The sequence below is a fragment of the Thalassospira sp. UBA848 genome (assembly GCF_002295455.1).
Taxonomy (GTDB): domain Bacteria; phylum Pseudomonadota; class Alphaproteobacteria; order Rhodospirillales; family Thalassospiraceae; genus Thalassospira.
Map to the genome: position 1 here is coordinate 1 of NZ_DBGS01000046.1, position 24,740 is coordinate 24,740.

General features: G+C 54.6%; 27 protein-coding genes and 1 pseudogene. 9 read left to right on the forward strand and 19 right to left on the reverse strand.

The genetic code is table 11. The annotated features are described in order from the left end of the window. From B2R48_RS05905 to B2R48_RS05915, 3 genes and pseudogenes are all read right to left on the reverse strand, one after another. Positions 1–807 (reverse strand): annotated as a pseudogene (locus B2R48_RS05905) (mechanosensitive ion channel domain-containing protein); the annotation flags it as partial. Positions 808–991: 184 nt separating this feature from the next. Next, a complete protein-coding gene (locus B2R48_RS05910) occupies positions 992–1,921 on the reverse strand; it encodes a DnaJ C-terminal domain-containing protein (protein ID WP_296998744.1) in 930 nt (309 codons plus the stop codon). A gap of 216 nt (positions 1,922–2,137) precedes the next feature. Then, a complete protein-coding gene (locus B2R48_RS05915) occupies positions 2,138–2,614 on the reverse strand; it encodes an RT0821/Lpp0805 family surface protein (protein WP_062957822.1) in 477 nt (158 codons plus the stop codon). 146 nt (positions 2,615–2,760) lie between these two features. Here B2R48_RS05915 and pdxH point away from each other — a divergent pair, with 146 nt between their 5' ends. Beyond that, positions 2,761–3,381: a pyridoxamine 5'-phosphate oxidase gene (gene pdxH / locus B2R48_RS05920; protein ID WP_062957654.1), complete on the forward strand. Its 621-nt coding sequence runs from the start codon at positions 2,761–2,763 to the stop codon at positions 3,379–3,381. Positions 3,382–3,463: 82 nt separating this feature from the next. Here pdxH and B2R48_RS05925 read toward each other — a convergent pair whose 3' ends face one another. Continuing rightward, positions 3,464–3,772 (reverse strand): ArsR/SmtB family transcription factor, encoded by a 309-nt coding sequence (locus tag B2R48_RS05925; RefSeq protein ID WP_296998748.1) that lies wholly within the window; start codon positions 3,770–3,772, stop codon positions 3,464–3,466. A 326-nt stretch (positions 3,773–4,098) separates the two neighbouring features. Between B2R48_RS05925 and B2R48_RS05930 the strand changes: the two genes are divergently transcribed. After that, a complete protein-coding gene (locus tag B2R48_RS05930) occupies positions 4,099–4,956 on the forward strand; it encodes a universal stress protein (protein WP_296998750.1) in 858 nt (285 codons plus the stop codon). Between the two features lie 207 nt (positions 4,957–5,163). Further along, positions 5,164–5,349, forward strand: a complete 186-nt coding sequence (locus B2R48_RS05935; RefSeq protein ID WP_062957656.1) for a hypothetical protein — start codon at positions 5,164–5,166, stop codon at positions 5,347–5,349. Positions 5,350–5,395: 46 nt separating this feature from the next. On the opposite strand, the gene B2R48_RS05940 is transcribed toward B2R48_RS05935, so the two are convergent. Beyond that, positions 5,396–6,073, reverse strand: coding sequence for an SOS response-associated peptidase (locus tag B2R48_RS05940; RefSeq protein ID WP_296998753.1), 678 nt, complete (start codon positions 6,071–6,073; stop codon positions 5,396–5,398). A gap of 204 nt (positions 6,074–6,277) precedes the next feature. On the opposite strand from B2R48_RS05940, the gene B2R48_RS05945 reads away from it, so the two are divergent. After that, the gene (locus tag B2R48_RS05945; RefSeq protein WP_296998756.1) at positions 6,278–7,021 is read left to right on the forward strand and encodes an SDR family NAD(P)-dependent oxidoreductase; all 744 of its coding nucleotides are present in this window, start codon (positions 6,278–6,280) and stop codon (positions 7,019–7,021) included. A 27-nt stretch (positions 7,022–7,048) separates the two neighbouring features. On the opposite strand, the gene B2R48_RS05950 is transcribed toward B2R48_RS05945, so the two are convergent. The 6 genes from B2R48_RS05950 to B2R48_RS05975 form a co-directional block, all read right to left on the reverse strand. After that, positions 7,049–7,555, reverse strand: a complete 507-nt coding sequence (locus tag B2R48_RS05950) for a GNAT family N-acetyltransferase (protein WP_213472510.1) — start codon at positions 7,553–7,555, stop codon at positions 7,049–7,051. Positions 7,556–7,682: 127 nt separating this feature from the next. Next, positions 7,683–8,204, reverse strand: a complete 522-nt coding sequence (locus B2R48_RS05955) for a hypothetical protein (protein WP_414716177.1) — start codon at positions 8,202–8,204, stop codon at positions 7,683–7,685. Between the two features lie 253 nt (positions 8,205–8,457). Beyond that, a complete protein-coding gene (gene hemA / locus B2R48_RS05960) occupies positions 8,458–9,675 on the reverse strand; it encodes a 5-aminolevulinate synthase (RefSeq protein WP_062957660.1) in 1,218 nt (405 codons plus the stop codon). Between the two features lie 545 nt (positions 9,676–10,220). Then, positions 10,221–11,063: a universal stress protein gene (locus B2R48_RS05965; RefSeq protein WP_296998760.1), complete on the reverse strand. Its 843-nt coding sequence runs from the start codon at positions 11,061–11,063 to the stop codon at positions 10,221–10,223. A 165-nt stretch (positions 11,064–11,228) separates the two neighbouring features. Continuing rightward, positions 11,229–11,813: a hypothetical protein gene (locus B2R48_RS05970; RefSeq protein ID WP_296998763.1), complete on the reverse strand. Its 585-nt coding sequence runs from the start codon at positions 11,811–11,813 to the stop codon at positions 11,229–11,231. 201 nt (positions 11,814–12,014) lie between these two features. Beyond that, complete coding sequence (locus B2R48_RS05975; protein ID WP_296998766.1) at positions 12,015–12,875, reverse strand: LysR family transcriptional regulator; 861 nt, start codon at positions 12,873–12,875, stop codon at positions 12,015–12,017. A 120-nt stretch (positions 12,876–12,995) separates the two neighbouring features. Between B2R48_RS05975 and B2R48_RS05980 the strand changes: the two genes are divergently transcribed. Further along, positions 12,996–13,367: a VOC family protein gene (locus B2R48_RS05980; RefSeq protein ID WP_062957663.1), complete on the forward strand. Its 372-nt coding sequence runs from the start codon at positions 12,996–12,998 to the stop codon at positions 13,365–13,367. A gap of 4 nt (positions 13,368–13,371) precedes the next feature. After that, positions 13,372–14,130, forward strand: coding sequence for a glutathione S-transferase family protein (locus B2R48_RS05985; RefSeq protein ID WP_296998769.1), 759 nt, complete (start codon positions 13,372–13,374; stop codon positions 14,128–14,130). A gap of 109 nt (positions 14,131–14,239) precedes the next feature. Here the strand turns inward: B2R48_RS05985 and B2R48_RS05990 are convergent, their stop codons facing one another. Next, the gene (locus B2R48_RS05990) at positions 14,240–14,929 is read right to left on the reverse strand and encodes an orotate phosphoribosyltransferase (protein ID WP_044828964.1); all 690 of its coding nucleotides are present in this window, start codon (positions 14,927–14,929) and stop codon (positions 14,240–14,242) included. Between the two features lie 188 nt (positions 14,930–15,117). Here B2R48_RS05990 and B2R48_RS05995 point away from each other — a divergent pair, with 188 nt between their 5' ends. Further along, on the forward strand, positions 15,118–15,840 hold the full coding sequence (locus B2R48_RS05995) for a YoaK family protein (protein ID WP_296998770.1): 723 nt from the start codon (positions 15,118–15,120) through the stop codon (positions 15,838–15,840). 111 nt (positions 15,841–15,951) lie between these two features. Further along, complete coding sequence (locus tag B2R48_RS06000) at positions 15,952–16,737, forward strand: enoyl-CoA hydratase/isomerase family protein (RefSeq protein WP_062957666.1); 786 nt, start codon at positions 15,952–15,954, stop codon at positions 16,735–16,737. A gap of 26 nt (positions 16,738–16,763) precedes the next feature. Here B2R48_RS06000 and B2R48_RS06005 read toward each other — a convergent pair whose 3' ends face one another. After that, the gene (locus tag B2R48_RS06005; protein WP_296998772.1) at positions 16,764–17,702 is read right to left on the reverse strand and encodes a DMT family transporter; all 939 of its coding nucleotides are present in this window, start codon (positions 17,700–17,702) and stop codon (positions 16,764–16,766) included. Between the two features lie 94 nt (positions 17,703–17,796). Here B2R48_RS06005 and B2R48_RS06010 point away from each other — a divergent pair, with 94 nt between their 5' ends. Further along, positions 17,797–18,705, forward strand: coding sequence for a LysR substrate-binding domain-containing protein (locus B2R48_RS06010; RefSeq protein ID WP_062957668.1), 909 nt, complete (start codon positions 17,797–17,799; stop codon positions 18,703–18,705). 13 nt (positions 18,706–18,718) lie between these two features. On the opposite strand, the gene B2R48_RS06015 is transcribed toward B2R48_RS06010, so the two are convergent. The 6 genes from B2R48_RS06015 to B2R48_RS06040 form a co-directional block, all read right to left on the reverse strand. Next, positions 18,719–19,228, reverse strand: coding sequence for a DinB family protein (locus B2R48_RS06015; RefSeq protein ID WP_296998775.1), 510 nt, complete (start codon positions 19,226–19,228; stop codon positions 18,719–18,721). A 52-nt stretch (positions 19,229–19,280) separates the two neighbouring features. After that, complete coding sequence (locus B2R48_RS06020) at positions 19,281–20,498, reverse strand: Bcr/CflA family multidrug efflux MFS transporter (RefSeq protein WP_296998777.1); 1,218 nt, start codon at positions 20,496–20,498, stop codon at positions 19,281–19,283. 208 nt (positions 20,499–20,706) lie between these two features. Continuing rightward, positions 20,707–21,219 (reverse strand): DinB family protein, encoded by a 513-nt coding sequence (locus B2R48_RS06025; protein ID WP_213472527.1) that lies wholly within the window; start codon positions 21,217–21,219, stop codon positions 20,707–20,709. A 171-nt stretch (positions 21,220–21,390) separates the two neighbouring features. Further along, positions 21,391–22,800 (reverse strand): TRAP transporter large permease, encoded by a 1,410-nt coding sequence (locus B2R48_RS06030; RefSeq protein WP_296998780.1) that lies wholly within the window; start codon positions 22,798–22,800, stop codon positions 21,391–21,393. A 21-nt stretch (positions 22,801–22,821) separates the two neighbouring features. Next, positions 22,822–23,412, reverse strand: a complete 591-nt coding sequence (locus tag B2R48_RS06035; RefSeq protein ID WP_062957673.1) for a TRAP transporter small permease — start codon at positions 23,410–23,412, stop codon at positions 22,822–22,824. Positions 23,413–23,459: 47 nt separating this feature from the next. Continuing rightward, positions 23,460–24,452, reverse strand: coding sequence for a TRAP transporter substrate-binding protein (locus B2R48_RS06040; RefSeq protein ID WP_249741890.1), 993 nt, complete (start codon positions 24,450–24,452; stop codon positions 23,460–23,462). Positions 24,453–24,740: the final 288 nt, after the last annotated feature.

Genomic DNA, 24,740 nt, shown 5'->3' on the forward strand with positions numbered 1-24,740 from the left:
GATCACGCCGCTGATCAGGTTGGCGAAAATGCGTTGCAGACCAAACCCGATCCCGACACCAACCGCACCACCAAACACGGCAAGTGCGGTCAGATCGACACCCATGGTCGAAAGCGCAAACAGAACCGCGATCGACAGCAATACAAGCTTGAGAAGCTTTGCCATCAGAACCTGAACCGATGGGGTCAGGTGATGGACCTTGCGGATGCGTTGTTCAAACAGGCGCGAGGCAAAGGATGCCACCCACAGCAAAACCGCAAGGGATAAAATGGCCTTGAGGATGCCATAGACCGATATGCGGAACTCGCCAATATTAAGCGCCAGCCCGTCGAGAATTTCGATGCCGGGATCAAGCCACCCGACGATGTTAAGCGCCGCCAAGGTCCATGCAACGGCGGCAATGGTGCGTGACCAAACCGGGTCATTGACGATGGCCGCGGCAAGACGAATGACAATCCACGCATTGAGAAGACTTGCAACCAGCCGAACAACGTTATGGCGATAGCCCGCCTGAATGGCGACCGCGTCAATCAACCAGATCGTGATGACCAGAATAAGCGGAAAAGCCAAGCTCGGCAGAACCTTGGCAAAGCGACGAAATCCGGCATAGGGCAAAAGCGGCTTCCAGTCCTGCAAGCGCGCGAGAAGCGACGCCAGGCGACGGCGCAGCAAAAAGGCCGGGATGGTGGCAAGCAGGCAGGCGGCAATCTGGATCAGGATCGGGACCAGCAGGACATTTGCAGACAGCCAGGCGATTGCCTGTTCAAGCCATTGCAAATAGATGTCCGGGTTGCTGAGCTGTTCCATATTGCCCCTTATGATCGGTTGCGTTCTTTGCGACAAAGCCCGTTAGATTCTGCCCCTAAAACAATATGGTAACACGGAACGGGATTAACAGGCACCTCTCAACACAGGGTCTTTTGTGTGGCCGGACCCCGGCTGCCAACGGCCCAAGAAAAAAGCCGGCGAATGCCGGCTTTGGATTGATGGGTTAGCGCGCCTTGTAGGGGTGCTTTTCAGACCATTCCTTGATGAACTCGATCAATTCATCATCGCGTTCTTCGGGCAACTTCACCGTCAGGTGAACATATTGATCACCGCGTTTGTTGCCCCGGTCATAAGGCGCACCCTTTCCACGCAGGCGCAGTTTGGTGCCGCTGTTGGCATTGGCAGGCAGCTTCATATTGACCTTGCCATCGACGATCGGCACTTCGATGGAGCCCCCCAGAATGGCTTCAGGCAGGCTGATTGCCAGATCACAATGGATGTCATTGCCTTCGCGCCGGAAGGTTTTGTCCGGATGGACATGCAGCTTGATCAGGGCGTCACCGGCTTCGCCACCATTCATGCCCGCCATGCCCTGACCTTTCAGGCGCAGGGTCTGTTCGTTCTCGCTTCCGGGCGGAATGCGGACTTCAAGGCTTTTGCCACTGGCAAGATTGATGCGTTTGGTCGTGCCAAGGATGGCCTCGGCAAAATCAAGGCTGAGCTCATAAGAGATATTCGGGCCTTTGACCTTTTTGGGTTTGCGTTCCCCGCCAAAGCCACCAAAACCGCCGCCGCCAGATCGGCCGCGCCCCTTGCCAAAAATCTCGTCAAAGATGTCTTCGGCATTGGCACCGGAAAAGCCGAACGGGTCTCCGCCCGCAAAGCCACCACCGGCTTGTCCGCCACCGCCACGGGCAAACGGGCTGGTTTCGCGGCCATCAGCGTCGATTTCACCGTTGTCGAACTTCTTGCGGCGTTCCGCATCCCCCAGAAGGTGATAGGCGCTTGATACCTTTTTGAAGCGTTCTTCGATTTTGGCATCGCCCGGATTGACATCAGGGTGAAGTTCACGCGCCAGTTTGCGATAGGCCTTTTTGATTTCTTCCTGACTGGCGTTTTTGGCAACGCCAAGTGTCTTGTAGGGATCCTGCATTTACTGACCGGTTCCAGAAACTAAAAGCACGTTATGTGATTTGGATGTTGTGTTCATTATTAGATCATGCGCCGCAAAAGATGAACCATTTTGCCGCATCTGATCCGAAACAATGAGATTTCGTGGGCAGAACGCCCGATCCGAACAGCAGATATGAAAAGGCGGCGCTGATCGCAAGGACCGCACCGCCTGTCATTTCAGATTTTTTGACGGGTCTTAGTTCACGACCTGCCAGCTGCCATCAGGTTTGCGGCATGCGGTGCCATAGGCGGTTTCTTCCTGACCGCCAATCATCACCGTTTGCTGGTATTCACGGCAGTATTCCTGAGTTTCGGGTTTCTGATAGGTGCGGGTCGGGGTTACCGTACCCTGAACGCCCGTATCGGGGTTTTGCCAGGTGGTGGTTTCACCGGTTGGCGCAGCTTCAAGCGTACGCTGGGTGCTTTGGGCCATGATGGCGCGGTCGGCATTATCTAGTGATCTGCCGACTTCGCTGCCGATAAAGGCACCGGCGAGTGTCCCAAGCGCCACGCCAACAAGCTGGCCGCTGCCCTTGCCGAACTGCGCGCCCGCAACGGCGCCGCCAACGGCGCCCAGAAGTGTGCCTGCTGTCTGTTTCTGACCCTGGTCCTGAGCACAGCCAGCGATAAAGGCGGTCATGACGACCGGAATAACGATCTGACGGAATTTCATGTTTAATTTGCCCATCTTGTCTTTACAGTCCCAACCGATATGCTTTGGGTTTATATGTTGATCCAACGTTGTCGCTGCCACCGTAGTTCCGAAATAAATGTTTCTCACGGCAACAGACCCAATCAGCCAAAGGAATTCCTTTTGCAATGAACGAAAAAAATGCGCCGAAAATGGGGCATGAGCCCCACGAAGCCCCGTTTGACATGTTTGAAACGTGGTTTTCTGACGCCAAAAAGGCCGAAGATGCCTATCCGGATGCAATGACACTGGCGACCGCGGATGCGCAAGGTCGCCCGTCGGCCCGTATCGTCCTGCTAAAGGGTTTCGATACGCGCGGCTTTGTTTTCTACACCAATTATGAAAGCCGCAAGGGCGACCAGTTGGCCGAGAACGGCTATGCCGCCCTTTGTTTTCATTGGAAAACGCTTGAAAGATGCGTGCGCATCGAAGGCAAGGTTGCCAAAGTCGATGCCAGCGAGTCAGACGAGTATTTTGCATCGCGCCCGCGTGGCAGCCAATTGGGTGCCTGGGCATCCATTCAGTCCCGCCCGATGAGCGGCCGGTTCGATCTTGAAAAGCGGGTTGCCGAATTCACTGCAAAGTTTGGTCTTGGCAAAGTGCCGCGCCCCGATCATTGGGGCGGGTTCCGGCTTGTGCCTGATCGTATTGAATTCTGGGCAGAAGGAAAATTCCGCCTTCATGACCGCAAATTGTTCACCCGTGATGATGCGGACAGTGGCTGGAATACCCAGAAACTGTTTCCGTAAGGGTAGGTCGGGAACCACAAACGCAAAAACGCACAAGGCGACAGAGTCTTGTGCGTTTTTTGTTTTCTGGTCGAGGTGAAGTTTACGCCGCCGGTTCCGGGGGACAGAAGGTGTCTTGCAGCACGGCAATGATTTTCATGATGTCCGGATTGGCCAGCGAATAGTAAATGGTTTGCGCATCACGGCGGGTTTTTACCAGCCCTTCGCGGCGCAGCCTTGCAAGATGTTGCGACAGGGCGGATTGTTTGATGCCCAGTTCATTTTCCAGCGTGCCGACGGATTTTTCTGCATCCCCAAGCGAGCACAGAATAAGCAAGCGCCATTCATTGCCAAGCGTCTTGAGAAATTCAGCAGCTTCACGTGCGTTTTCGTGCAGTGCGTTGTAGTCCATCCGCGAGTAACCCCGTTCTTTTCGCCGCACGCCAGATCGATTTTTCGCCTTGTGCGCCCGGACCCTACCCAAGAGAATAATTTCCCGATTATCAAAGCGTCATCGTAATCACTGGCAATCATGTTACAATCATTTTGTGCGCGGTTGATCTAGAAATTCCCAACCGGCATCAACAAAATATAAGAATAATAATAACTTTCGCAATTTTTTGATCTTGAACAAAGAATACCAAGGCAAGAGATCTCACACTGCTTGGGAATATGGTCATCATCAGTCCGGATTTCGAGCAGGCTCAATGACCGGGCGGACAGGCGGGAGTAATGAAAATGGCAATTCGCACAATTCTGGCACCGGTATCAGGCACGGCGATTGACGAACGTGTAATGACAACGGCCTTCAAGGTAGCCAAAACGTTTGATGCCCATCTTGAGGCGCTATTCGTTGCTGCCGAACCACAAGACGCCATCCCGATCGTTGGCGAGGGTATGTCGGGCCTGATCATCGAAGAAATGATTCAGGCTGCTGCAAACGAAACAGAAAAGCGCGAGGCAGCAGGCAAGGCATCTTTTCAGGCGGCCGTGAAGGAGTCCGGGTTTGAGGAAATCAACACGCCAAACGCCGATGCCAAACCGTCCTGCACCTGGCGCAAGGATAGCGGGCGCGAAGACGAAACAGTTGCCCGCCGCGGGCGTCTTTTTGATTTGGTGGTGATTGGCCGCGATCCAAAGGAAGGATCCGCATCGCTGACCTTTGACGCAGCCTTGATGGAAACGGGTCGCCCGATCCTTGTTGCCCCGGAACGCACGCCTGAAAAAATTGGTGAAAAAGTCATGATCGCCTGGAATGGCGGGATTGAGGCGGCGCGCGCGGTGACTTCGGCCATGCCAATGTTGCGCAATGCCAAGGAAGTCACAATTGTCAGCGTCGGAGAGGTCCCGTATGGCCGAGCATGCGCCAAGGCCCTGGCCGAACAGTTCAGCTGGCACGGAGTCGATGCGACCGTGGTCGAGAGTGCCGAAACCGGACAAGTTGCTAATACCTTGATTTCCGAGGCAGAAAAATGCGGCGCTGATACGATTGTTCTGGGCGCTTACAGCCATTCACGTTTCAAGGAAATGATCCTTGGCGGTGTCACGCAGGATATGCTGTCAAAATGTGCTTTGCCGCTTTGGATAATGCATTAACGCGAAGGTCATCTTAAGCGGTTGATATCGCGAAATTAAATTACCTATCTATTGGTATATTGCTGAAAAGGCGTACTTTTGTACGCCTTTTTTTTGTTGCATGCGCGAAGAAATCACGACAGGGTTACAGAAACCTTACAAAGACGAAACCCCGATAAACGAGGCGTTTCGCACCGAGGAAAAGAAACGTCTGGCAGGGGAACTCCCATGTTGTCTCTACGCGATATCATTGATTTCGCTTCCATGTCCGAGGATCTGGCACAGGAACTCAACAATCCGAATGTTGGCCTGCCCGATCTTGGCGCGGTGGTTGCCGGTCATACCGGTCTTGGCGGTGCATTGCGTGCATGCAGTGCAACACCATGTGCCGCAAATGACATTGAAAGCGACTAAGACCAAGCGGCGTTAACCCGTTCTTTGCGGGGCCGTGTGGTATTTCTTAGTTTGAAAACATATCGATCTGGTTTGTTGTCTGATCGGTTCGGGCCGGGTCAGCCGGGTCTTCGTGCCATGAAAGAACATGGTCGGGCAGCGGGCCCAGCATGTAGGCCAACTCAGCGAAGTCAATCTGTGGATCAAGCCAGTCACCCAGATGGTTGGGGCCGATCACGGCTGGCATTCTGTTGTGGATGTGGGCAATCGCGCCTGATGGCGCGCAGGTGATGATGGTGGCCTCTCGCCCGTTTTCCAGTCCGGCAAACAGAAACGGTTGATGATCGGGCAGGGTGATGCGGTTCTTGTGCTTGGTCGTGCCATCCTTGCGCCATTCGTACCATCCATTTGCCGGGATCAGGCAACGGCGGTTCAAAAGTGGCCGGAAGGTCGGTTTTTCGATCACGGTTTCGGCGCGCGCATTGATCATCGGGCTGTTCAGCCCTGCGACACTCAGCCCCCAATATCGAATGGCCGCCTTGCGATGGGGCAGGATAACCGCAATCGGATCGGTTGGCCGGCGCGTGCCTGTCAGGCTGTCAAAGGCGGTTTCTTCATCCTCGTCATCTGTGGTGGCCTCATTCAGACCGTCAGGCAGGGGCATGCGAAGGATGTCTTCCATTTCCAGACCAAGCTGAACCTGAAAGGCCCGAATATCACTGTTCAGATCAAAGCGGCTGCACATGTTTTTGCCCATGGTAAACAGATGTAAAACATAGCCTGTTTCGCATGCCTTGCCAAATGTCGACAGGGCGGCCTATATCGCATTGGTGATCGCAGAAAAATCATACGTGACAAGGGTTTTCCTTCGATGGGGAAGGCCTGCGATGCTATAAGAAAACCAGCAAAACTCTGTTTGCGCGCATATCATGTGAAGTGAGTAGACCTAATGAGCAGCAATGCCCCGAAAACAATCGTCCTGACAGGTGCCAGTCGTGGTATCGGCCATGTCACGGTCGGATATTTTGCCAAGCGTGGCTGGCGGGTGATTTGCTGTTCACGCGAAGCCCCGCCGCCCAGTTGCCCGCGCGATCCGGCCCAGGGTATTCACATCCGTGCTGATTTGTCCAAACCGGCAGAAGTCGAAGCGTTTATCAACGAGGCCAATGAGGTGCTGGGCGATGATCCTTTGCATGCGCTGGTTAATAATGCCGGTGTGTCGCCCAAGACGCCTTACAAGGAGCGGCTTGGCTGCCTGAATGGCGATATTGCCGCCTGGCGGGATGTGTTTGAGCTCAACTTCTTTACCCCGCTGACCCTCGCGCGTGGATTTGCATCCGCATTACACCGTGGCAAGGGGGCGGTTTGCAACATCACCTCGATCGCGGGACATTACGTCCATCCATTTGCCGGATCGGCCTATTCGACGTCCAAAGCCGCTCTTTCCGGCCTGACGCGTGAAATGGCGGTCGAATTCGCCGAACTTGGTGTTCGCGTCAATGCGGTCGCACCGGGCGAAATCAAGACAGACATGATTTCCCCGGAATATGAGGCCCTTGTGCCGCGCATTCCAATGAACCGTATGGGCACGCCCGAGGACGTGGCGGCCGCAGTGCATTATCTTGTGGGTGAAGACAGCAGTTATGTCACCGGCACAGAGATCTTTGTCACTGGCGGGCAGCATTTGTATTAAGCAGACACACTGGTCACAGACAGATGGTTAATTGTCAGGTTTGATGTCAAAGGCCGGATCGTAATCGACCAGACCAGCCGGGATTTCATCAACCAATGGGCGTGCCATGAAGTACTTGTCGGGGATGCCTTCAAGTTTGAGATCGGGCAGGGGCGCAAAGCCAAACCGGCTGTAATAATCGGGTTCCCCCAGTACGACACAGCCACGCGCATCGTCGGCCCGAAGATGGCGGATGCCGCTTTGGATCAGTTCGGAACCGATGCCCATGCCCTGACGGTCAGGGGTGACCGCGACCGGGCCCAGACCAAACCAGTCACAGGCTTTGCCGTTGATTTTTACCGGTGAAAAAGCAATGCAGCCGACGATTTCATCGTCCTGTTCCGCGACCAGGGAAAGGGTGAGTTGCCCGGATTTTCTGAGCGCGTCCACAATCAGATGTTCGGTCTGCTGACTGTGGGGAGCGGTTGCAAAGGCACCATCCAGCAACGCGTGAATCGCCGGAATGTCCTTTTCGGTTTCTTCACGTATCAACATTTTCCGTCCCTGCCTGTGACGTTGGGCCTACTTCCTGCAAGCCATCAGACACCACTATAACGGGAAAATGCGCAAGGGTCCAAGCTCATTCACATAATCGGGCCGCTCACGTACGTGAGTTTGAGCCCTAGGCCAAAAGGCTTTTAAGCCAGTCGCGCTTTTGCTCAAGCCGTTTGACTTCCATTTCAAGCCAGCCGGTGAAGTTTTCGGCCTCGCTTGCGTGTTCTTCACGCAGGGCCAGCACGCGTTCAAGATCAAGTTCGCAGACGTCATGCAGGATTTCGATCTGCTCGGTGCGGATGTCTTCTTCAAGCAGGTGAAGGAACCGCATCTTGAGCGCCATGATCAGACGGGCAAGCTCACCGGATGTATCGCGCAGATTGCCCTGCATCAGTTCAACGAACTTTTCATGCCCGGCATCGGTCAGACGGAGTTGCGCATCAGAAAACGTACCGCTGCCGGTATCTTCCTTGACCAGTCCTTCAAGCTTAAGCAGCTGAAGCGAACTTCCCATCATATCAAGCGATGGCCCCATGATGTGGGACATGAAATGACGCACCGAATTGGCCAGATCACCATAGCTGATCGGCTTGTCGGAAAGCGCAAGGGTGCCAAGCGCGCACAGGCGGAGACATTCTTTGGGAAGCAAGGTTCTATCCGAATACATAAGCGGTCCCTGTTTGATGACAGGTCCGACGTTAACGCGAACGGTTCTTAATTGCAAATATTTATCCACGCTGGCAAGACGCCAGCAGGACAGCCTCAATATAGAACGCTGCACGTCGAAAGCAAACGTCGCGACATTTCAGCAATCCGATACGGGCGGCCCATTTCACTAGATCAGCAAAAAGGCCGGTGCAGTTTACGCCACCGGCCTTTTGATGTTTGTGCGGGCCGGTTCCCTAGGCGACCTTGGAAATCCCCAGCTGGCCCCAGACCGAAAGCAGCGAGTCGATCAAATGATCGATCAGTTCGTCATTGTGCAGCGGGCCCGGTGTGAAGCGCAGGCGTTCGGTGCCGCGCGGCACGGTGGGGTAGTTGATCGGCTGGACATAGATGTCATGTTCGAACAGCAGGCGATCACTGGCTTCCTTGCACATGGCCGGGTCACCAACCATCAGCGGGACGATATGGCTTGGTGCATCCATCACCGGAAGGTCCGCAGCGCGCATGCGTTCGCGCAGGGTGTCGGCGCGTTCCTTCTGGGCATTGCGTTCGACACTGCTGTGCTTGAGATGGCGTACCGACGCCAGTGCACCTGCCGCGATGCTGGGCGGTTGGGAACTGGTGAAAATAAAGCCATTGCCAAAGCTGCGCACGAAATCGACGATTTCCGGTTTGGCTGCGATATAGCCACCAATCACGCCAAAGGCCTTTGCCAGCGTACCCTGAATAATGTCCACGCGATCCATGACGCCATCGCGTTCGGCAACGCCGCCGCCGCGCGGGCCATACATGCCAACGGCATGGACTTCATCAAGATAGGACATGGCGTTGTATTTTTCGCAAAGATCAAGGATCTTGCCGATCGGTGCAATGTCGCCATCCATCGAATAGACGGACTCAAACGCCACGATCTTGGCGCGCTGCGGTCCAAGATCCTTAAGGATCTCTTCGAGATGGGCAATGTCGTTATGTTTCCAGATGCGGCGCTCTGCCTTGGAATGGCGCATGCCTTCGATCATGGAATTGTGGTTTTCAGAGTCGGAAATGATCACGCAATCGGGGAGTTTTGACCCCAAGGTCGACAGCGTCGTCCAGTTCGCGACATAACCCGATGTCATCAGAAGCGCAGATTCCTTGCCATGCAGGTCGGCGAGTTCACGCTCAAGCGCGACATGCAGATGGTTGGAACCGGAAATGTTACGCGTACCGCCGGCACCGCCACCCTGACCGGTGATGGCGTTTTGCATGGCATCAAGCACCTTGGGGTGCTGGCCCATGCCAAGATAATCGTTGGAGCACCACACGGTGATTTCACGCGGGGCTTCGCCATTATCGGGATGATAAAGCGCCTTGGGGAACTTTCCGACAATACGTTCGAGATTGGCGAATACACGATACCGGCCCTCGGCTTTGAGGCCAGCCAATGCATCTTTAAAGAAGGTGTTGTAATTCATACGTTTTTCTTTCGCCTGTCTCTTTGCAGTGTCACGCTGTTTCTATGCGGTCGTGGCAGCACAAAGCTCTGGTCTCGTCCAGCTCAGCGAACTGATTCTGGACATATCCTCCGGTCTGACCGGGTCCTTATGGTTCCCTTATCAACCACGATGGTCGATATGGCATTGACCCTTGTCAAAAATTAAAGCGATTCCAGTCTTCTTTGGAACCATCAGATCAGAGAAGGCGATCCATCTCTCAATTGTCGATCTCTTTTCGGAGCATGCTCCGTTTTGCGGTTACCCCCAATTTGGCGCTATTGTTTTCATTTGGCAAGGATTCGAATAGCTTTTGGGGGGGCATTTAATTCGATTTATGTCATCGGAAAAATCGATTGTTTTGCGTAATTAACCCGTAGCGTGGCTATTTAAGGTGTTTTTGTCGGTCTTTGGTGCGCCCAATAACGCCTGGCCGAGGTTTCCGTAAACGCAGAAAACCTCTGTTTGACAAAGAAAAAACCGGTCGGAAATTCCGACCGGTTTGGCAAGACGGGATGGTCGTGATTTTAGTGCGACATGATGACCGGTACGGTCATGTGACGCAGAAGGTGCTGTGTTACGCCACCAAGCATAAGTTCGCGCAGGCGCGGACGGCCATATGCGCCGCACACAATCAGATCAATGCTTTCGTCTGCCGCGCGTGACAGCAGAAGGTCACCGACGCTGATGCCCGATGCATTCATGGTTTCTTTTTTCGCATTCACGCCATGGCATTTCAGGCGTTCGCCAATATCAACACCCGGTACCGGCATGGTGTCGCGGGCACCCTTGTTCGGGTCGGCGCACAGAACCAGTGTGGATTTCGATGCTTCGAGGAACGGCATGCTGTCATTCATGGCGCGGACAGCCTCACGATAAGGTTTCCACGCCACCATGACGCGTTCGCCGATGGTGTCGAATTTGCCAACATAGGGCACCACCATAACCGGTGCGCCAGACGTCAAAATGACCTTGTCCGGCATTTCCGAAACAGAACACGGGTCAGAGCTTTCCGGATTGCGTTGGCCCAAAACGGTCAGATCATGATGACGGGCATACATGGCCGCGGTATCGGCAATTTCCGACGCCGGGCAGGAGGTTTCCTGCCAGCTGAATGCGACACCGGCAGCTTCGCAGGCAGCTTCGAATTCTGCACGCGCGGTTTTTGCCGTTTCGGCCATGGCACTGCGCTGCTGATTGATGATTTCCTCGGTGATCTGCACTTCCATGAAACGCGGGATTTCAGGATAGGGCAGAAGGAAAAGACCGGTGAGGTGCGCGTCCTGCGCCTTGGCAACTTTCAGCGCGACAGACAGGCGTTCCTTGCAGGCAGCAGCGGTGTCTATGTGGACAAGAATATCCCGATACATGATCCGATCTCCATTCGGTGGGGGCGCGGCGCAAACCCGAAATCTGCATCGTCGTTTCGCGCCTTAACGTCATGGCCAACATATTCGGGTTGTCGGATCGTTTCTTTGCTCTATCTCAAATTAAATCATTCCAAGTTGTACTTGGGCTTTTTTTATCCTGTTTGGTCAGCCGTCTGCGCCGGGTTCGGTCATTGGAATGGTTTTTTCCATCGTTGGCATCTCGCCCCCGGCCGGATCATCCATTTTCGGGAGGGCGGCTGGTGCCGGCGTCATCGTCGCCCCGCCATCCATCGCTGGCATGGCTGGATCATCGGTCGGAATATTGGCAGGCATTTGCATTGCGTCGCCCGACATCATCGAAAGGGTCTTGTGCAATTGCTGGGACAACGCGCTCCAATTGGTTTGAAGCGTTGTGCAGGCGGCAGCATCGCCGGACTGGCAGCGTTGTGCCATGCGATCAAGAATGCCAAGCGCAATGCGGGCTTCGTCGATCTGTTTTTGTCGGATGCCATCCTGCACCTTGCGGCCGGGGTCTTCCATCATGACCAGATTGTCGTTTTCCGGCGTGGTCGAACGCATGGTGCCTGATGGTGCCGAGGATGCATTTTGTGATGGCGCCCCCCACGGTGTGACAATTGTGTCAGAACTGTTGGCGTGGGTGACCGGTTCTTCGACCGGGGCCATACAGCCAGACAGGGCAAGGCCCAGTGCAATTGCAGGCAGGCATTTGGCAGTCTTGCGCATCGACATGCATTGTTCCTCCGACCGGTGGCGGGTACACCTTGGTCATGTCAGTTTGGGGTCCCGAACTTGCTCATAGTCGTTGCTATGGCCTTGCTTTTATTTGCGAACATATTGAACCCAGTCGCAAAGTCTGTCCAGCCCGGGCAAACCGATGAATACGCCGCATCGGGAAGTGCAGGGCCAGGTTCCTCGGTTTGGGGCAGTTGATCATAGAAGCCTTGGGTCCTCTTTAAGCGATTTGCTGATCCATCGCATGGTTTCGCGGATACGCGAGATGTTTCGAAGATCAGGATGCGTCAGCACCCAAAGCTTGTTTGCCGCGACCTCTGGCATTGGTGCCAGCAAGCGAAGGCCGGGCAGGGCGAGATCGGATGGCAAGCACACCAAGCCATAACCCGCACAGGCCAACTGTGCCATCGCAATCAGATCATCGGTTTGTTGCCGGTACGGATGGCGGCGTTTTGCATCAAGCCATTTATAGGGCGCATAGCTTGCCAGTGTCCCGGATGCGCCAACGAAGGGCGCGTTAAGCAGATCATCAAGGTCTGCCGGTGCGTATTTGTCGGCGGCACCATAGATGCCCCATTGCAGTGTGCGCACTTCCTTGCCAACAAGATGTTCTGGCGGGCTTGCCGCCACACGTACAGCAATGTCGGCGTATCGTTGCGTCATGTTGAATTCGTGATTGCTGGCAAGAAGTTCTATCTGGATATCGGGCCAGCGTTCCTGAAACCGGGCGAGGTGGTCTGGCAAAAAGAAATACGAAAAACTGGTTGGCGCGGTGATGCGCACCAGACCGGCAGGAAGCGCGTCAGCCCCGGACAGGTTTGTACTGATGATTTCAAAGTTGTTCATGATTTGCCGGGCAGGGGCGAGCATCTCGATCCCGGCATCTGTCAGGCTGTATTGGCCGCGTATCCTGTCAAACAGTCTGGCGCCGGTTTGATTTTCAAGCGCATGGACATGGCGAAATATGGTGGTTGTGCTGACCCGGATTTTCTGGGCTGCGAGTTCAAGCGACCCTGTCTCGGCAATGGCCAGAAACGACTTGATATAGTTCCAGTCCAATCCATCCTCCGATTTCAAATTTGCAATTTTATACTACAAAATTGCCTGTTCATTGCAAAATTGAAATTCCGTACGCTACGCGACATACGAAGTTCAACACATTAGACAAGGAATGAAATCATGATTGGATACACGTCGCTTGGCACCAATGATCTGGCACGTTCGGCTGCCTTCTATGACGGCTTGCTTGCCGAGCTTGATGCGCAGCGCATTTTCGAGGAAACGGACTTTATTGTCTGGAGTGCCGGGCCAAACGTTCCCGCATTTTCGGTTCATGTCCCATTTGATGGAAATACTGCGACTGTTGGAAACGGAACGATGATCGCACTTGCGGCCGGGTCACGTGACCAGGTCGATGCGCTGTATCAAAAGGCAATTGCGCTTGGCGCAACGTCAGAAGGCGAACCGGGGCAGCGCCACGAAAACGGTTTCTATGCCGCTTATTTCCGTGATCCGGACGGCAACAAACTTAACATCCATCACATGGGATAGGGCGATGCCTGTTCTGGTTCACAGCAATTCTGCGCAACGCAAGGGAAGTTTGCCGTCCTATCATCTGATCGGGCACAGGCTTTGTCCCTATGTTCAGCGGGTCGCGATGGTATTTTCCCAGAATACAATTGCCCATAAGCGGACCGATATCGAGCTTGATACAAAGCCGGACTGGTTTCTTGAAATAAGCCCGACCGGAAATGTGCCGTTGCTGGTTATTGATGGCGACAAATCCCTGTTTGAGTCAGCAGCGATCTGTCAGTACCTGCAGGATATGTACTGGACAAAACTGTTTCCGGTCGATGCCTATGATCGGGCCTTTCAGCAAGGCGTGATCGCGATCGGGGACAAGATATTGTCGCTGACCGCGAATGTGATCTATCGCGATCTTTCTGTGAACATGGTGGATGCGACGCTGCATCAAATTCACACCCAGATGTCGATCATATCGGTTTTGATGACGCCAGATTCCGTTGCGAAGGATCAAGACCTTTCGATGCTTGATATGGTTTTTGCAACGGTGTTTCGGCCATTCGCCCTGATATCAGCTGGTTTGAACCGGGATTTGTTTGCCGGATTTCCGACGTTGCGTCGTTGGTCAAACCAGCTTGCCGCGCACCAGACCGTCCGAACGGCGGTGCCCGCAACCTATTATCAGGAAATGCACGCATTCATCGCCTGCAAGGAAGGATATTTGGCAAAACGGTTGCGCGCGATACCGCATCAGGACCTGACGTTTGGGGTGAATAAGCCTGTCATGTAACGCATTGGACCTGTTGTTGCCGTTACGCGATGTAACGCAAAACAGGCAATAAAAAAACGCCCGCCGAATTTATCGTGCGGGCGTTTTGTATTTTGGGCTTGGTTGCAGCTTAGTCGTGCTTGCCGCCATTGGCCTTGGACCAGCCGATTGGATCGTTCAGGAAGGAACGCACGCCTTCGATGGCATCCTTGCTGAAATATTCGCCTTCTTCGGCAACGGCGAGGACATCGGCCCAGGTCGCAAGGTAATGCATTTCGATGTCGTCCTTGCGCAGTTCGTCAAGCGCACCTTCGAAGATGTCATAGAAGAAGACGACAAAGGCGTGTTTGCATTCCGCACCGGCTTCGCGGATGGCATTGACGAAATTGACCTTCGATGCGCCGTCGGTGGCAAGGTCTTCGACCAGAAGAACGCGCTGGCCTTCGTGGATGTCACCTTCGATGCGGGCCTTGCGACCAAAGCCCTTGGGCTTTTTGCGGACATACTGCATCGGCAGGTCAAGGGCATCTGCAAGCCATGCGGAATAGGGGATGCCAGCCGTTTCACCACCGGCAACTGCGTCAAAGGCCTCGTAGCCAGCCGCATCAGAAACCTGGCGGGCGGCAAGTTCAATGACCTTGCGGCGTGCACGCGGGAAGGAAATCAGTTTGCGGCAATCGATATAAACCGGGCTGGCCCAGCCAGATGTCAGGATATAGGCCTCTTCCGGGCGGAAATTCACAGCCCCGATATCAAGCAAAATCTTGGCGACAGTCTTGGCAGCATAAGTGCAATGCGCAGTCGGTTTTTCAGTGGTCATGGCAGCAATACCCTTTTCGGATCGAATATTTGCGCACCTCTTAACGCTTTTGGTCCAAAAGCGCAAAGAAAAGCCGCTGACCAGTTGGTCAGGAATTCGCAGCAACCGGGTCTTTGTGAACAGCGCTGGCAATCCAAACCGAAAATGCTGTTTAATCAGTCCAAGGTTTTCTGTCAGGACAGAGTGTTATGAGCCAGCAAAGACGTCGTCGTTTGATTATGGCCCGCCGCAAGGGCATTGGCCTTGTGCTGGTGATGGCTATCTCGATGATCGCGGGCATGACCGATGCCATCGGACTTCTGATGGCGGGGGATTTTGTTTCCTTCATGTCGGGCAATACAACCCGTGCCGCCCTTGCCATCGGGTATGGGGACTGGTCAACGGCCACCATTCTGATCAGTGCTGTTGGGTTCTTTATTATTGGTAATGCGCTTGGTGTTGTGGTTGCGGGCTGGTTTCGCAAGCGTCTGGCGGGTTTGCTGGGTGTGGTCGCCATTTTGTTGTGTCTGGCCGCCATCCTGCCGATTGAGATGCGCGGGTCGCCGGCCTTCTTTCTGGTGGTTTTGTGCATGGGCATGATCAATGCCACGGTCGAACATATTGAAGGATTGCCGATTGGGCTGACCTATGTGACCGGTGCGCTGTCGCGGTTTGGACGCGGCATTGGCCGTTGGTTGACCGGGGATCGTCGCCATGACTGGATCATTCAGATTGTGCCGTGGATCGGGATGGTAGTCGGGGCCGTGATTGGGGGCCTTTTGACTTTTGAAATCGGTCAGCAGGCACTGTGGGTTGTTGCAGGTGCCACGGTGGCGGTTGCACTCTTTGCCTTTCGGGTGCCAAACCGATTGCAGACCCGCTTTCGCGCACCATCAGGTAGTCCGGCCCCCCGTGCTGTCAAGGGCAAATAAGACAAGCCATTGGCAAAACCGTCTTTTGGGTTTATTCGGTATAGTTATACCGATTTAAGCTGTGTCCAAACAGCACGCCCCAAAAGCCCAATATGCCCCAGAGGAAATGCCATGACTGAGCAGACCGGACTGAATGTCACCATTGATGATCGCGTTGCCACCATCGCCATCTGTCAGCCGGAACGTAAAAACGCGCTGACCAAACCGATGTGGGGGGAGCTAGCCAAGATTGTTCAGAACCTGTCGGATGATCTTGAGCTTCGCTGTGTGATCATTCGTGGTGGCGAAGGGGCCGGTTTTGGCGCCGGGGCCGACATTCATGAATTTGTCCGTGAACGGTCCGGGTTCGAGAAAGCACGTGATTACGGTCTGCTGCATGCAGAGGCGCTTCAAACCATTCAGAACTGCGTCCATCCGGTAATTGCCGCGATTGACGGCCCGTGCATGGGGGCGTCATTTGTGTTGGCCGCGTCCTGTGATCTGCGCATTGCTGCCGATGACGCGAAGTTCGCCGTGCCGCCGATGAAGCTGGGCGCCACGCTGGGCTATCCGGAACTGGAAATCATGCTTGATCTGCTCGGTGAGGCCGCACTTTTCGAGATCCTGCTGGAAGGTCAGGTCTTTGACGTCGCCCGCGCACGCGAGATCGGCTTTATCGCCCGTCATGTCGCGCTTGAAACATTTGACGAAGAAGTCGCCAAGACCGGAAAACGCATTGCCGGTGGGGCGCCATTGACGCAACGCGCGCACAAACACATGCTAAATCGTTTGCGTCAGGGCGGGGCGATTGATGCCCGTGAATTTGATGAAGGCTACCGCGCCTTTGAAAGTGCCGATTTCAAGGAAGGCTACACCGCGTTCCTGGAAAAGCGCAAAGCGGTCTTCACCGGCAAGTAGGCGCCCCGATTGCGGATCATCTGGCTTTACAACGTTTTGAGTCGCATGTTGCGGCGTGGGAGTGCAGACATAACTGCAGCCCCCGCCAGCAACGTAATCCCCGCCAAGCTCATGATATTGGGCAGGTCATCAAAGAACATGATGCTCCAGACGACAGCGAAAACCAGATAGGCGTTGTCAAACAGACCGACAGTGATCGAGGTCGATGTCTTATAGGCCTGCGCAACGGCGATGGCGATATAGGTCATGAAGGCGGCCAGAAGGCAGATAATGCTGAAATCCATCAGGGACAGCGTTCGCCAGCCATCCATCAGGAATGACGGTGTGGTGGCCTCTGTCATCGGGGTGATCCATTCAAGCCCCATCAGCGCGATGCCGCCACCAACAGCCAGACACAGATTAAGGTTGATGGCCATGCCAAGCGATGTCTCGTTGCGGCAATGGGCCCGGGTCAAGACCGCCGCCATCGCGTAACACGCGGCCGCGCCGAAGGGCAGTAGCAAGTTTGGTGAAAGGTTTTCGGGACTTGGTTGAACGGCCATCACAACTCCGATCAAGCCTGCGCCCAAGGCGGCCTGGTCGGGAAGATCAATCGGTGTGCCGAGTATCAGACGGGCAAATACCGCCATGAAGAGTGGGGCAGTGTAAAGTGCGGCGGCCGCGACAGCAAATGACATGTCGGGCAGGCCGCAATAATAAAGCAGCCACATTGCACAGAGCAGCAGGCTTCGCACGATGACCCAGCGCGTTGGCCGAAGAAGCGATTTGGTGCCGCGTTTTTTGAAGCGCCAGATCACAAGCAAGAAGACACAGGCCAGTGCTGAGCGCAGAAAAATCAGTTGGGCAATGCTGAACCGGTCATTGTGCAGTTTGACCAGCGCGTCAGACAGGGAAAGCAGGCACACTGCAGACGTAATCAGGATAACCCCAAGGAATGTAGTGTTGCGTGAGATAATGTTTTCCATGAATTTACCCATCTTTGAGTGCATGGGGTTGTATCTATCGCCAATTGCCATCAGTCTGAAACGACTTCTGATCTATTTTGCATGAGTTTTGGTTATGGAAAAATGGCAGCGAAACTTGCCGCCCCTGACATCGCTTTTGCCGTTTGAGGCCGCCGCACGGCATGAAAGCTTTACACTGGCTGCTGAGGAGCTTGGCCTGACCCAGGCCGCGATCAGCAAGCAGATCCGAATTCTGGAAAAGGATTTGGGGACCGTGTTGTTTGAGCGCCGCAACAGGGCTGTCTTCCTGACCGAGGAGGGGCGTCGGTTCGGGCGTATTGTCGGGTTGGCACTGGGCGATATTTCCCAGGAAGCGACCTTTATGCGCAAGTCCGGGTCATCTGGCGAGATCGTTTTGTTCTGCCAGCTGTGCGAGGCGTTTTATTGGCTGATGCCTCGCCTGTCGGATTTTCATCATCAACATCCCGAGATCGAACTTCGGGTCAAAAGTTCGGTCAAACCGATTGTCGATGCCGATCAACCCTTTGATGTCGCCCTGCAAACCACCGGGCGCAGGCATGGTTCCTATCCGTTGGCCTTTACGGCGTCCGATGCGGTGTTTCCGGTCTGTAGTCCGAACTATCTCGGGTCAGACCAGGCGCCATTGGCACTCGAAGATCTGCCCGGTCATGTTTTGTTATCGCATCGGGTGGTGCCGCAGGATTGGCTTGATTGGGACGGGTGGCTTGATGAGGTCGGTGCGACCGATATTGCCCATCTCAAAACCAAGGACTTTGATAGTTATCCATTGGTGTTGCAGGCTGCTGTTTCAGGCCAGGGCATTGCCCTTGGCTGGCAGAGAACTGTCGAGCAAATGCTTGATCAAGGCATATTGATACGGCCCTGCGCGGAACAGGTTTTTCATCCGGCCGGAATATCGGTGTTCAGAGGGTTGCGTGGTCAGGTTTCTGACCCGGCGACCGAGGCACTTGTTGCCTGGCTGCGTGCGGAGTTGTGCGCGTGATCAGGCCGCCGCCTTACCAAGAGATATCCGGAGTCAACGGCACGTCTGTGATGCCGTAATCGATGCCCATCTTGTGCAGTTCGCTGGTAATCTGGGACCGGTGATGGGTTTGGTGATTGAAAAACTGAATGAGAAACAGCGGGCGGGGCAGGTTGCGTGTAATTCCGTCGACACCGGTGAATTCGCGATATCCATCCTGCCAGTCACGATCGTCGGAGGCGACAAAAGCCTCGATCTCGGCATCTAGGTTGCGGCGGATTTGCCGCAACTCATCAAAATCGTCGGCGACTTGGGTGTGTGCGTCATAGACCGGGGCGTTTCCGGTTTTCATGATGCTGAGAATACGACGGTCTATATGCGCCAGATGATTAAGGGTGGCATTGATCGACTTAAAGAACATGCCGCGATCACGATGGCGTTCTTCGTCACCAATCTGATCGCACAGATCATAAAGCACGTTGTTCTGCCATGTGTTGTATTTGGCCATTGCGCAGCCATAGTCGTCAAATGTCATTCGGGCCATTGAAGATATCCTGAAATGAGTGGTGGCGGGGTCGGTTTGATCAGCGACTTGATCAGGCGGGGGATTCTGTCTGTTTTGCGTCGGCCATAAAATGAACCATCAGATTGGCAAAAATCGCAAAGCCCAGCATCGAAACCGTCAGTGGCAACAATGTGTTGTCATGAAAATGACCGATGACGATGCCCGCAACCGCGCCGGTGGCGAACTGGATCGTTCCCAAAAGGGCGGTCGCCGTACCGCCGATATACGGGAAATACTGCATGAAGGATGCCGTGGCATTCGGGGCCGTCAGACCGATCAGTCCGACCGAGAACATGATGAACGGCACCACTGTCCACAAGCTTGGCTCGAAGACATTTGTGGCAATGAACAAGCCGATGGTGGCGACAAGTTGAATGCCGGTACCGATTTTTAGAATCTGATGGCATTCGCGGCGTTTGAGCAACGGGTTGTTGAGCCGGTTACAGATGATAATCACTGCAACATTGGCCCCGAACAGATAGGGGAAATATGCCTGCGGCACGCCAAAGAAATCGATATACATGAACGGGCTGTCGGTGACGAAACTGAACATCACTGCACTGGCCCCGGCATGGGTCAGCATAAAGCCAACCGCCTTGCGTGTGCGAAGGACTTCAAGATAAGTCCACCAGACCCGGCGCACCGGGCCGGGGTGGCGTCGGCGCATCAAGCTTGTTTCGGGCAGTTTCAGGTAAACGATGGCAAGCATCACAGTGCCATAGACAATCAGCAGCACGAAGATCGATTGCCAGGTCGACCAGACCAGCAGTACCGAGCCGATGGTTGGTGCGACAAGAGGTGCAATCATCATGATCACCGCAATCAGCGCAAACATGCGCGCAGCTTCCTTGCCATCAAACAGATCACGAACCGATGCACCGACAATAACAATTGAAAACCCGCCGCCAATCGCCTGGAAAAAGCGCATGACATTAAGCGAAAAGGCGCTGTCGACTGTCGTGATGATCGCGCTGGTGAGGATATAGATCACCAAACCCACCAATGCGATGGGCCGCCGACCAACCCGGTCAGACAGAGGTCCGCCGATCAATTGTCCCAGAGCAAATCCGATCAAGAAAGTACTGACAGAGACCTCAACTGCGTGGGTGGCCTCGCCAAAGTCGCGTGCCATTGCCGGGATCGCCGGCAGGTAGGTATCAATGGCAAATGGTGCCGTCGCAACCAGTGCGGCAAGCAGGATGGCAAGCTTTTTCGGGTCAAGCGTTGCGCCGGGCAGGGGCGTGGACATGCGCAATCAATTCCGTTCTGTGTTTGGCGGCGGGTCAGGGAGCCCGACCAGAGGGTACGCGTTGCGCGGAGTATGCAGGCACGCACAGGTAAGCGCAGGTAAGCAAAGTACCCAAGGCGCAGCAATGTGGGGCTTCGGGTGTAGTAATCCCGAGCCCTGTATTATCCATAAAATTCAGTCTTCTGCCAGCGGTTGCTTGGATCGCGACTTAGCTTATTGGCAGATCGGGCGTGTAGGGCACATCGGTGTTGCCGTAATCAAGGCCCATCTTGTGCAGTTCGCTTGTGATTTGTGAGCGATGGTGGGTCTGATGGTTGAACAACTGCACCAGAAACAGCTGGCGCGGCAGTTTGCGCGTCACGCCATCGGGAAAGGGCAGTTCGCGGATTTCATCCTGCCAACTGTGATCCGTGCCTTCGACAAATTCGGTGATTTCAGCATCGACTTCGTTACGCATGGCTTTCAGGGTTTCGAAGTCATCCGCGACGATCGAGGTCGGCTGAAACGGGCCTGCTTCGCCGGTGCGCAAAATGGTCAGGATGCGCAGGTCGACATACAGAATATGGTTTAGCGTGTTGTGGATCGAACCAAAAAACATGCCGCGATCCTTGCGCCGTTCGACATCGCCAATCTGCTCGCACAAATCAAACAGCACGCCATTCTGCCAGCTGTTATAGGTCGCCATGCAGCGGCCATAGTCGTTGAAATTCATCTTGGACATTTTAGAACCACTCCTTTTCAGGGCGCGCACCTTGTTGTGCGTTCTTTGGGGTTGTCAAACATTCACCTGATACTACCGCATGTCAGAAGACGTGACACTGAAATACATCAAGGGCGGCATCCTGTTGAATGCCGCCCTTGGTCTTTGATGGATGTTTTTGGCGATGGCCCGTTAGTGGGTCATGATCCGTTCCGGTCCCATCAGGGTGGTCGGAAGCCAGGTCGAAATCGCCGGGATATAGGTGACCAGCACCAGGAAGACCAGCAGGATCAAAAGCCACGGGAAGGCGGCCTTTACAACCTTGAGCAACGGCATGCCGGTGATCCCGGATGTGACAAACAGGTTCAACCCGACCGGCGGCGTGATCATGCCGATTTCCATATTGACCACCATGATGATGCCCAGATGGATCGGATCAATGCCAAGCTGCATGGCAATCGGAAACAGGATCGGCGCCATGATCAGAAGGATCGCGCTTGGCTCCATGAAGTTGCCGGCAATCAGCAGGACGATGTTTACAACAATCAGGAAGCCCCATGCCGGTAAACCCCATCCGATGATGGTTTCAGCAATGGTGTGCGGGATACGTTCGGATGTCAGAACATGGGCGAACAGCATCGCATTGGCGATGATGAACATCAGCATGATCGTGACCTTGCCTGCCTCCAGAAGGACGTGGCGGATTTCCTTGTCAAACGGCAGCAGGGCAAGGGCCTTGCCCATTTGTGGCACGTTATGCGCGATCAGGCTGCCGACGGACTTGTTGCCGCTTTCCGGCACCCAGGGCAGTTCCTTGATCGGGCCCATGTCACGGTAAAACAGCACCGCGACAAACATGGCATAGAATGCAGCAACGGCTGCGGCTTCGGTCGGGGTGAAGACGCCGCCATAGATACCGCCCATGATCAGGATCACCAGCAACAGGCCACCCGATGCGGAAAACAGCGCGCTTCCCCATTCGCCAAGTGTTGGGCGCGGCTGGCTTGGCAGTTTCTTGATGCGTGCGACGATATAGATCGCGGTCATCAGCATCAGACCGACCATGATGCCCGGAAAAACACCGGCCAGGAACATACGACCCACCGACACCTCGGTCGCGGCGGCATAGACCACCATGACAATGGATGGCGGGATCAGGATGCCAAGCGTACCAGCGTTACAGATAACACCAGCAGCAAAGCTTTGCGGGTAGCCTGCGCGCACCATACCGGCAATCACGATGGAGCCGATGGCAACAACCGTTGCCGGGCTTGAGCCCGAAACCGCGGCAAACAGCATGCAGGCAAGAACCGATGCCATGGCAAGGCCACCCGGGAACCAGCCGACCGTATCAATGGCAAAGCGGATCAGGCGGCGCGCAACGCCCCCGGTTGAAAGAAAGGCCGATGCCAGAATGAAGTAGGGAATGGCAAGCAGGGTATAGTGTTCCATGCCGCCAAAAAGTTTCTCTGCGAGTGTGGCCAGGCTGTCATCGCCAAACAGAAGAATGGTCGAAAGCGATGCGACGCCAAGCGATATGGCAATTGGTGCGCCAAAGGCCATCAAGCCAAACAGCAGGATAAACAGGAATGCAATCGTCATTTATATGTCCCCCTGTCCGGCTTACGATTTTGGCGTCGAAGCGGGCGCGGATTTGTTGTCATCCGCATTGGCTGCGCCACCAGCGCTACCCGCATGGGCAAGCTGGTCAATCGCTTCGCGTGCTTCGTCTGCCAGATTGAAGCCGACCTGTTTTCCGGTAATGATGCGCCATCCGACCTGCGCCAGGCGGAATGCAAGCAATCCTGCGCCAACCGGCATGATCAGATAGACGATCCACAGCATGACAGGGCTGTCTTCGGCTTCCATTTCAAGCATGTGGTTGAAGCTGACAAGCTCCCACCCGCCAATGATCAACCAGCTTGAATACAGGATGCCGGCGGCCACCACGATCAGGCCGATGACGCGTTGAACGCTGTTGGGGAACAGGCGCACAAGGGCATCGACACCGATGTGCGAGCCAACCTTTACCCCATAGGACATGCCAAACAGGATCAGCCAGGCAAACAGGAATTCGGTGATTTCCAGAGCCCAGGTCAGGCCGGAATTGAAAACATAACGCATGATGACGTTTACAAAGGTAAGCGACGTCATGGCGGCGAGCAGGAGGGCAATAATGCCCTCCTCCAGCCGGTTAACGACCGTTGAGATCATCGTAAACGGTCCTTTTCCGATAATGTTGGATTGGAAAAATTACGTGATCAGTTACACGCGGCAGCGGCGTCAATGACGTCCTGACCGATATCGTCTGCGAATTCATCCCAGACCGGTTTGACGGCTTCGCGCCATGCGGCGAATTCGGCATCGGTCAGCTGCAGAATTTCGGTTTCACCGGAATCAATCACGGCCTGACGCTGTTCAGCGGTCAGGTCAGCCGACAGGTTGTTGGCATATTCGGATGCTTCGTTCATCGCCTGTGCCAGACCTTCGCGGATTTCCGGATCCAGACCATCCCACCACTTGGTCGAGGTCACGACCATATAGTCGAGCAGGCCATGGTTGGACTCGCTGATATAGTCCTGAACTTCGAAGAACTTCTTGGAATAGATGTTCGACCAGGTGTTTTCCTGACCATCAACAACGCCGGTCTGAAGGGCAGAATAGGTTTCCGAGAACGCCATTTTCTGCGGGACGGCATCGACAGCTTCGAACTGGGCTGCAATCACGTCAGACGACTGAATACGGAATTTCTGGCCTTCGGCATCGGCCGGGGTGCGCAGCGGCTTGTTGGCCGAAAGCTGCTTCAGGCCATTATGCCAGTACCCGACACCGGTCAGGCCTTTTGACGACATGGCACCCAGAAGTTCCTGACCTTTTTCACCATTCTGGAAGCAGGAAACGGCATCCATATCCTTGAACAGGAACGGAAGATCATACACCTGCAGCTTTTTGGTCCATTTGCCGAATTTCGCCAGCGACGGTGCGCCGAACTGAACATCGCCACGCAGGATCGCAGCAAGAACCTTGCTGTCATCAAACAGCTGCGAGTTCGGGTAAATCTCGATCTTGACCTTGTCGCCCAGAATTTCTTCGGCGCGTTTTTTGAAGTAGTCGGCACCCTGGCCCTTCGGGGTGTTCGGTGCAACGACGTGCGCGAACTTGATGACTTCCTGCGCGGAAGCGGCAAGGTTGGACCCCAGAAGTGCTGCGGCAGCAACGCCAGCAGCAAGAATGCTTTTGCTGATAGGACGCATCAATACGTCTCCCTTGATTGACTAAGTCTGTTTTCCCGTTAGCGCGCCATTTTTGGCGTCGTTCTAAAACGCCGTTTGGCGCTGTGCCGTAATCAGCAAGCAGCGGGCCAGTTCAAGGAAGGTGGATATTATGTATTTATATCAAAGTGATAGCATGAAATTTACATTGCTGCGGCGCAGCAAACTCCGGGTATTGTGTTTGTGATTTCACGCATGTTTATCGCCAAAATGTGCGGTAGTTCACACACCAGATTGCCCGCCTGTCCATAGGCACTTTGGCCAGAGCAA

Coding starts and splice junctions, on each gene's coding strand:
- B2R48_RS06035 (WP_062957673.1), bottom strand. CDS start 23,412: ATGATCTCAACGGTCGTTAACCGGCTGGAGGAGGGCATTATTGCCCTC.
- B2R48_RS05925 (WP_296998748.1), bottom strand. CDS start 3,772: ATGGACTACAACGCACTGCACGAAAACGCACGTGAAGCTGCTGAATTT.
- B2R48_RS05915 (WP_062957822.1), bottom strand. CDS start 2,614: ATGAAATTCCGTCAGATCGTTATTCCGGTCGTCATGACCGCCTTTATC.
- B2R48_RS05910 (WP_296998744.1), bottom strand. CDS start 1,921: ATGCAGGATCCCTACAAGACACTTGGCGTTGCCAAAAACGCCAGTCAG.
- B2R48_RS05965 (WP_296998760.1), bottom strand. CDS start 11,063: ATGTATCGGGATATTCTTGTCCACATAGACACCGCTGCTGCCTGCAAG.
- B2R48_RS06025 (WP_213472527.1), bottom strand. CDS start 21,219: ATGTCCAAGATGAATTTCAACGACTATGGCCGCTGCATGGCGACCTAT.
- B2R48_RS06020 (WP_296998777.1), bottom strand. CDS start 20,498: ATGTCCACGCCCCTGCCCGGCGCAACGCTTGACCCGAAAAAGCTTGCC.
- B2R48_RS05980 (WP_062957663.1), top strand. CDS start 12,996: ATGATTGGATACACGTCGCTTGGCACCAATGATCTGGCACGTTCGGCT.
- B2R48_RS05970 (WP_296998763.1), bottom strand. CDS start 11,813: ATGTCGATGCGCAAGACTGCCAAATGCCTGCCTGCAATTGCACTGGGC.
- B2R48_RS06000 (WP_062957666.1), top strand. CDS start 15,952: ATGACTGAGCAGACCGGACTGAATGTCACCATTGATGATCGCGTTGCC.
- B2R48_RS06015 (WP_296998775.1), bottom strand. CDS start 19,228: ATGGCCCGAATGACATTTGACGACTATGGCTGCGCAATGGCCAAATAC.
- B2R48_RS05940 (WP_296998753.1), bottom strand. CDS start 6,073: ATGTGCAGCCGCTTTGATCTGAACAGTGATATTCGGGCCTTTCAGGTT.
- hemA (WP_062957660.1), bottom strand. CDS start 9,675: ATGAATTACAACACCTTCTTTAAAGATGCATTGGCTGGCCTCAAAGCC.
- B2R48_RS06005 (WP_296998772.1), bottom strand. CDS start 17,702: ATGGAAAACATTATCTCACGCAACACTACATTCCTTGGGGTTATCCTG.
- B2R48_RS05950 (WP_213472510.1), bottom strand. CDS start 7,555: ATGTTGATACGTGAAGAAACCGAAAAGGACATTCCGGCGATTCACGCG.
- B2R48_RS05985 (WP_296998769.1), top strand. CDS start 13,372: ATGCCTGTTCTGGTTCACAGCAATTCTGCGCAACGCAAGGGAAGTTTG.
- B2R48_RS06030 (WP_296998780.1), bottom strand. CDS start 22,800: ATGACGATTGCATTCCTGTTTATCCTGCTGTTTGGCTTGATGGCCTTT.
- B2R48_RS05945 (WP_296998756.1), top strand. CDS start 6,278: ATGAGCAGCAATGCCCCGAAAACAATCGTCCTGACAGGTGCCAGTCGT.
- B2R48_RS06040 (WP_249741890.1), bottom strand. CDS start 24,452: ATGCGTCCTATCAGCAAAAGCATTCTTGCTGCTGGCGTTGCTGCCGCA.
- B2R48_RS05935 (WP_062957656.1), top strand. CDS start 5,164: ATGTTGTCTCTACGCGATATCATTGATTTCGCTTCCATGTCCGAGGAT.
- pdxH (WP_062957654.1), top strand. CDS start 2,761: ATGAACGAAAAAAATGCGCCGAAAATGGGGCATGAGCCCCACGAAGCC.
- B2R48_RS05995 (WP_296998770.1), top strand. CDS start 15,118: ATGAGCCAGCAAAGACGTCGTCGTTTGATTATGGCCCGCCGCAAGGGC.
- B2R48_RS06010 (WP_062957668.1), top strand. CDS start 17,797: ATGGAAAAATGGCAGCGAAACTTGCCGCCCCTGACATCGCTTTTGCCG.
- B2R48_RS05930 (WP_296998750.1), top strand. CDS start 4,099: ATGGCAATTCGCACAATTCTGGCACCGGTATCAGGCACGGCGATTGAC.
- B2R48_RS05990 (WP_044828964.1), bottom strand. CDS start 14,929: ATGACCACTGAAAAACCGACTGCGCATTGCACTTATGCTGCCAAGACT.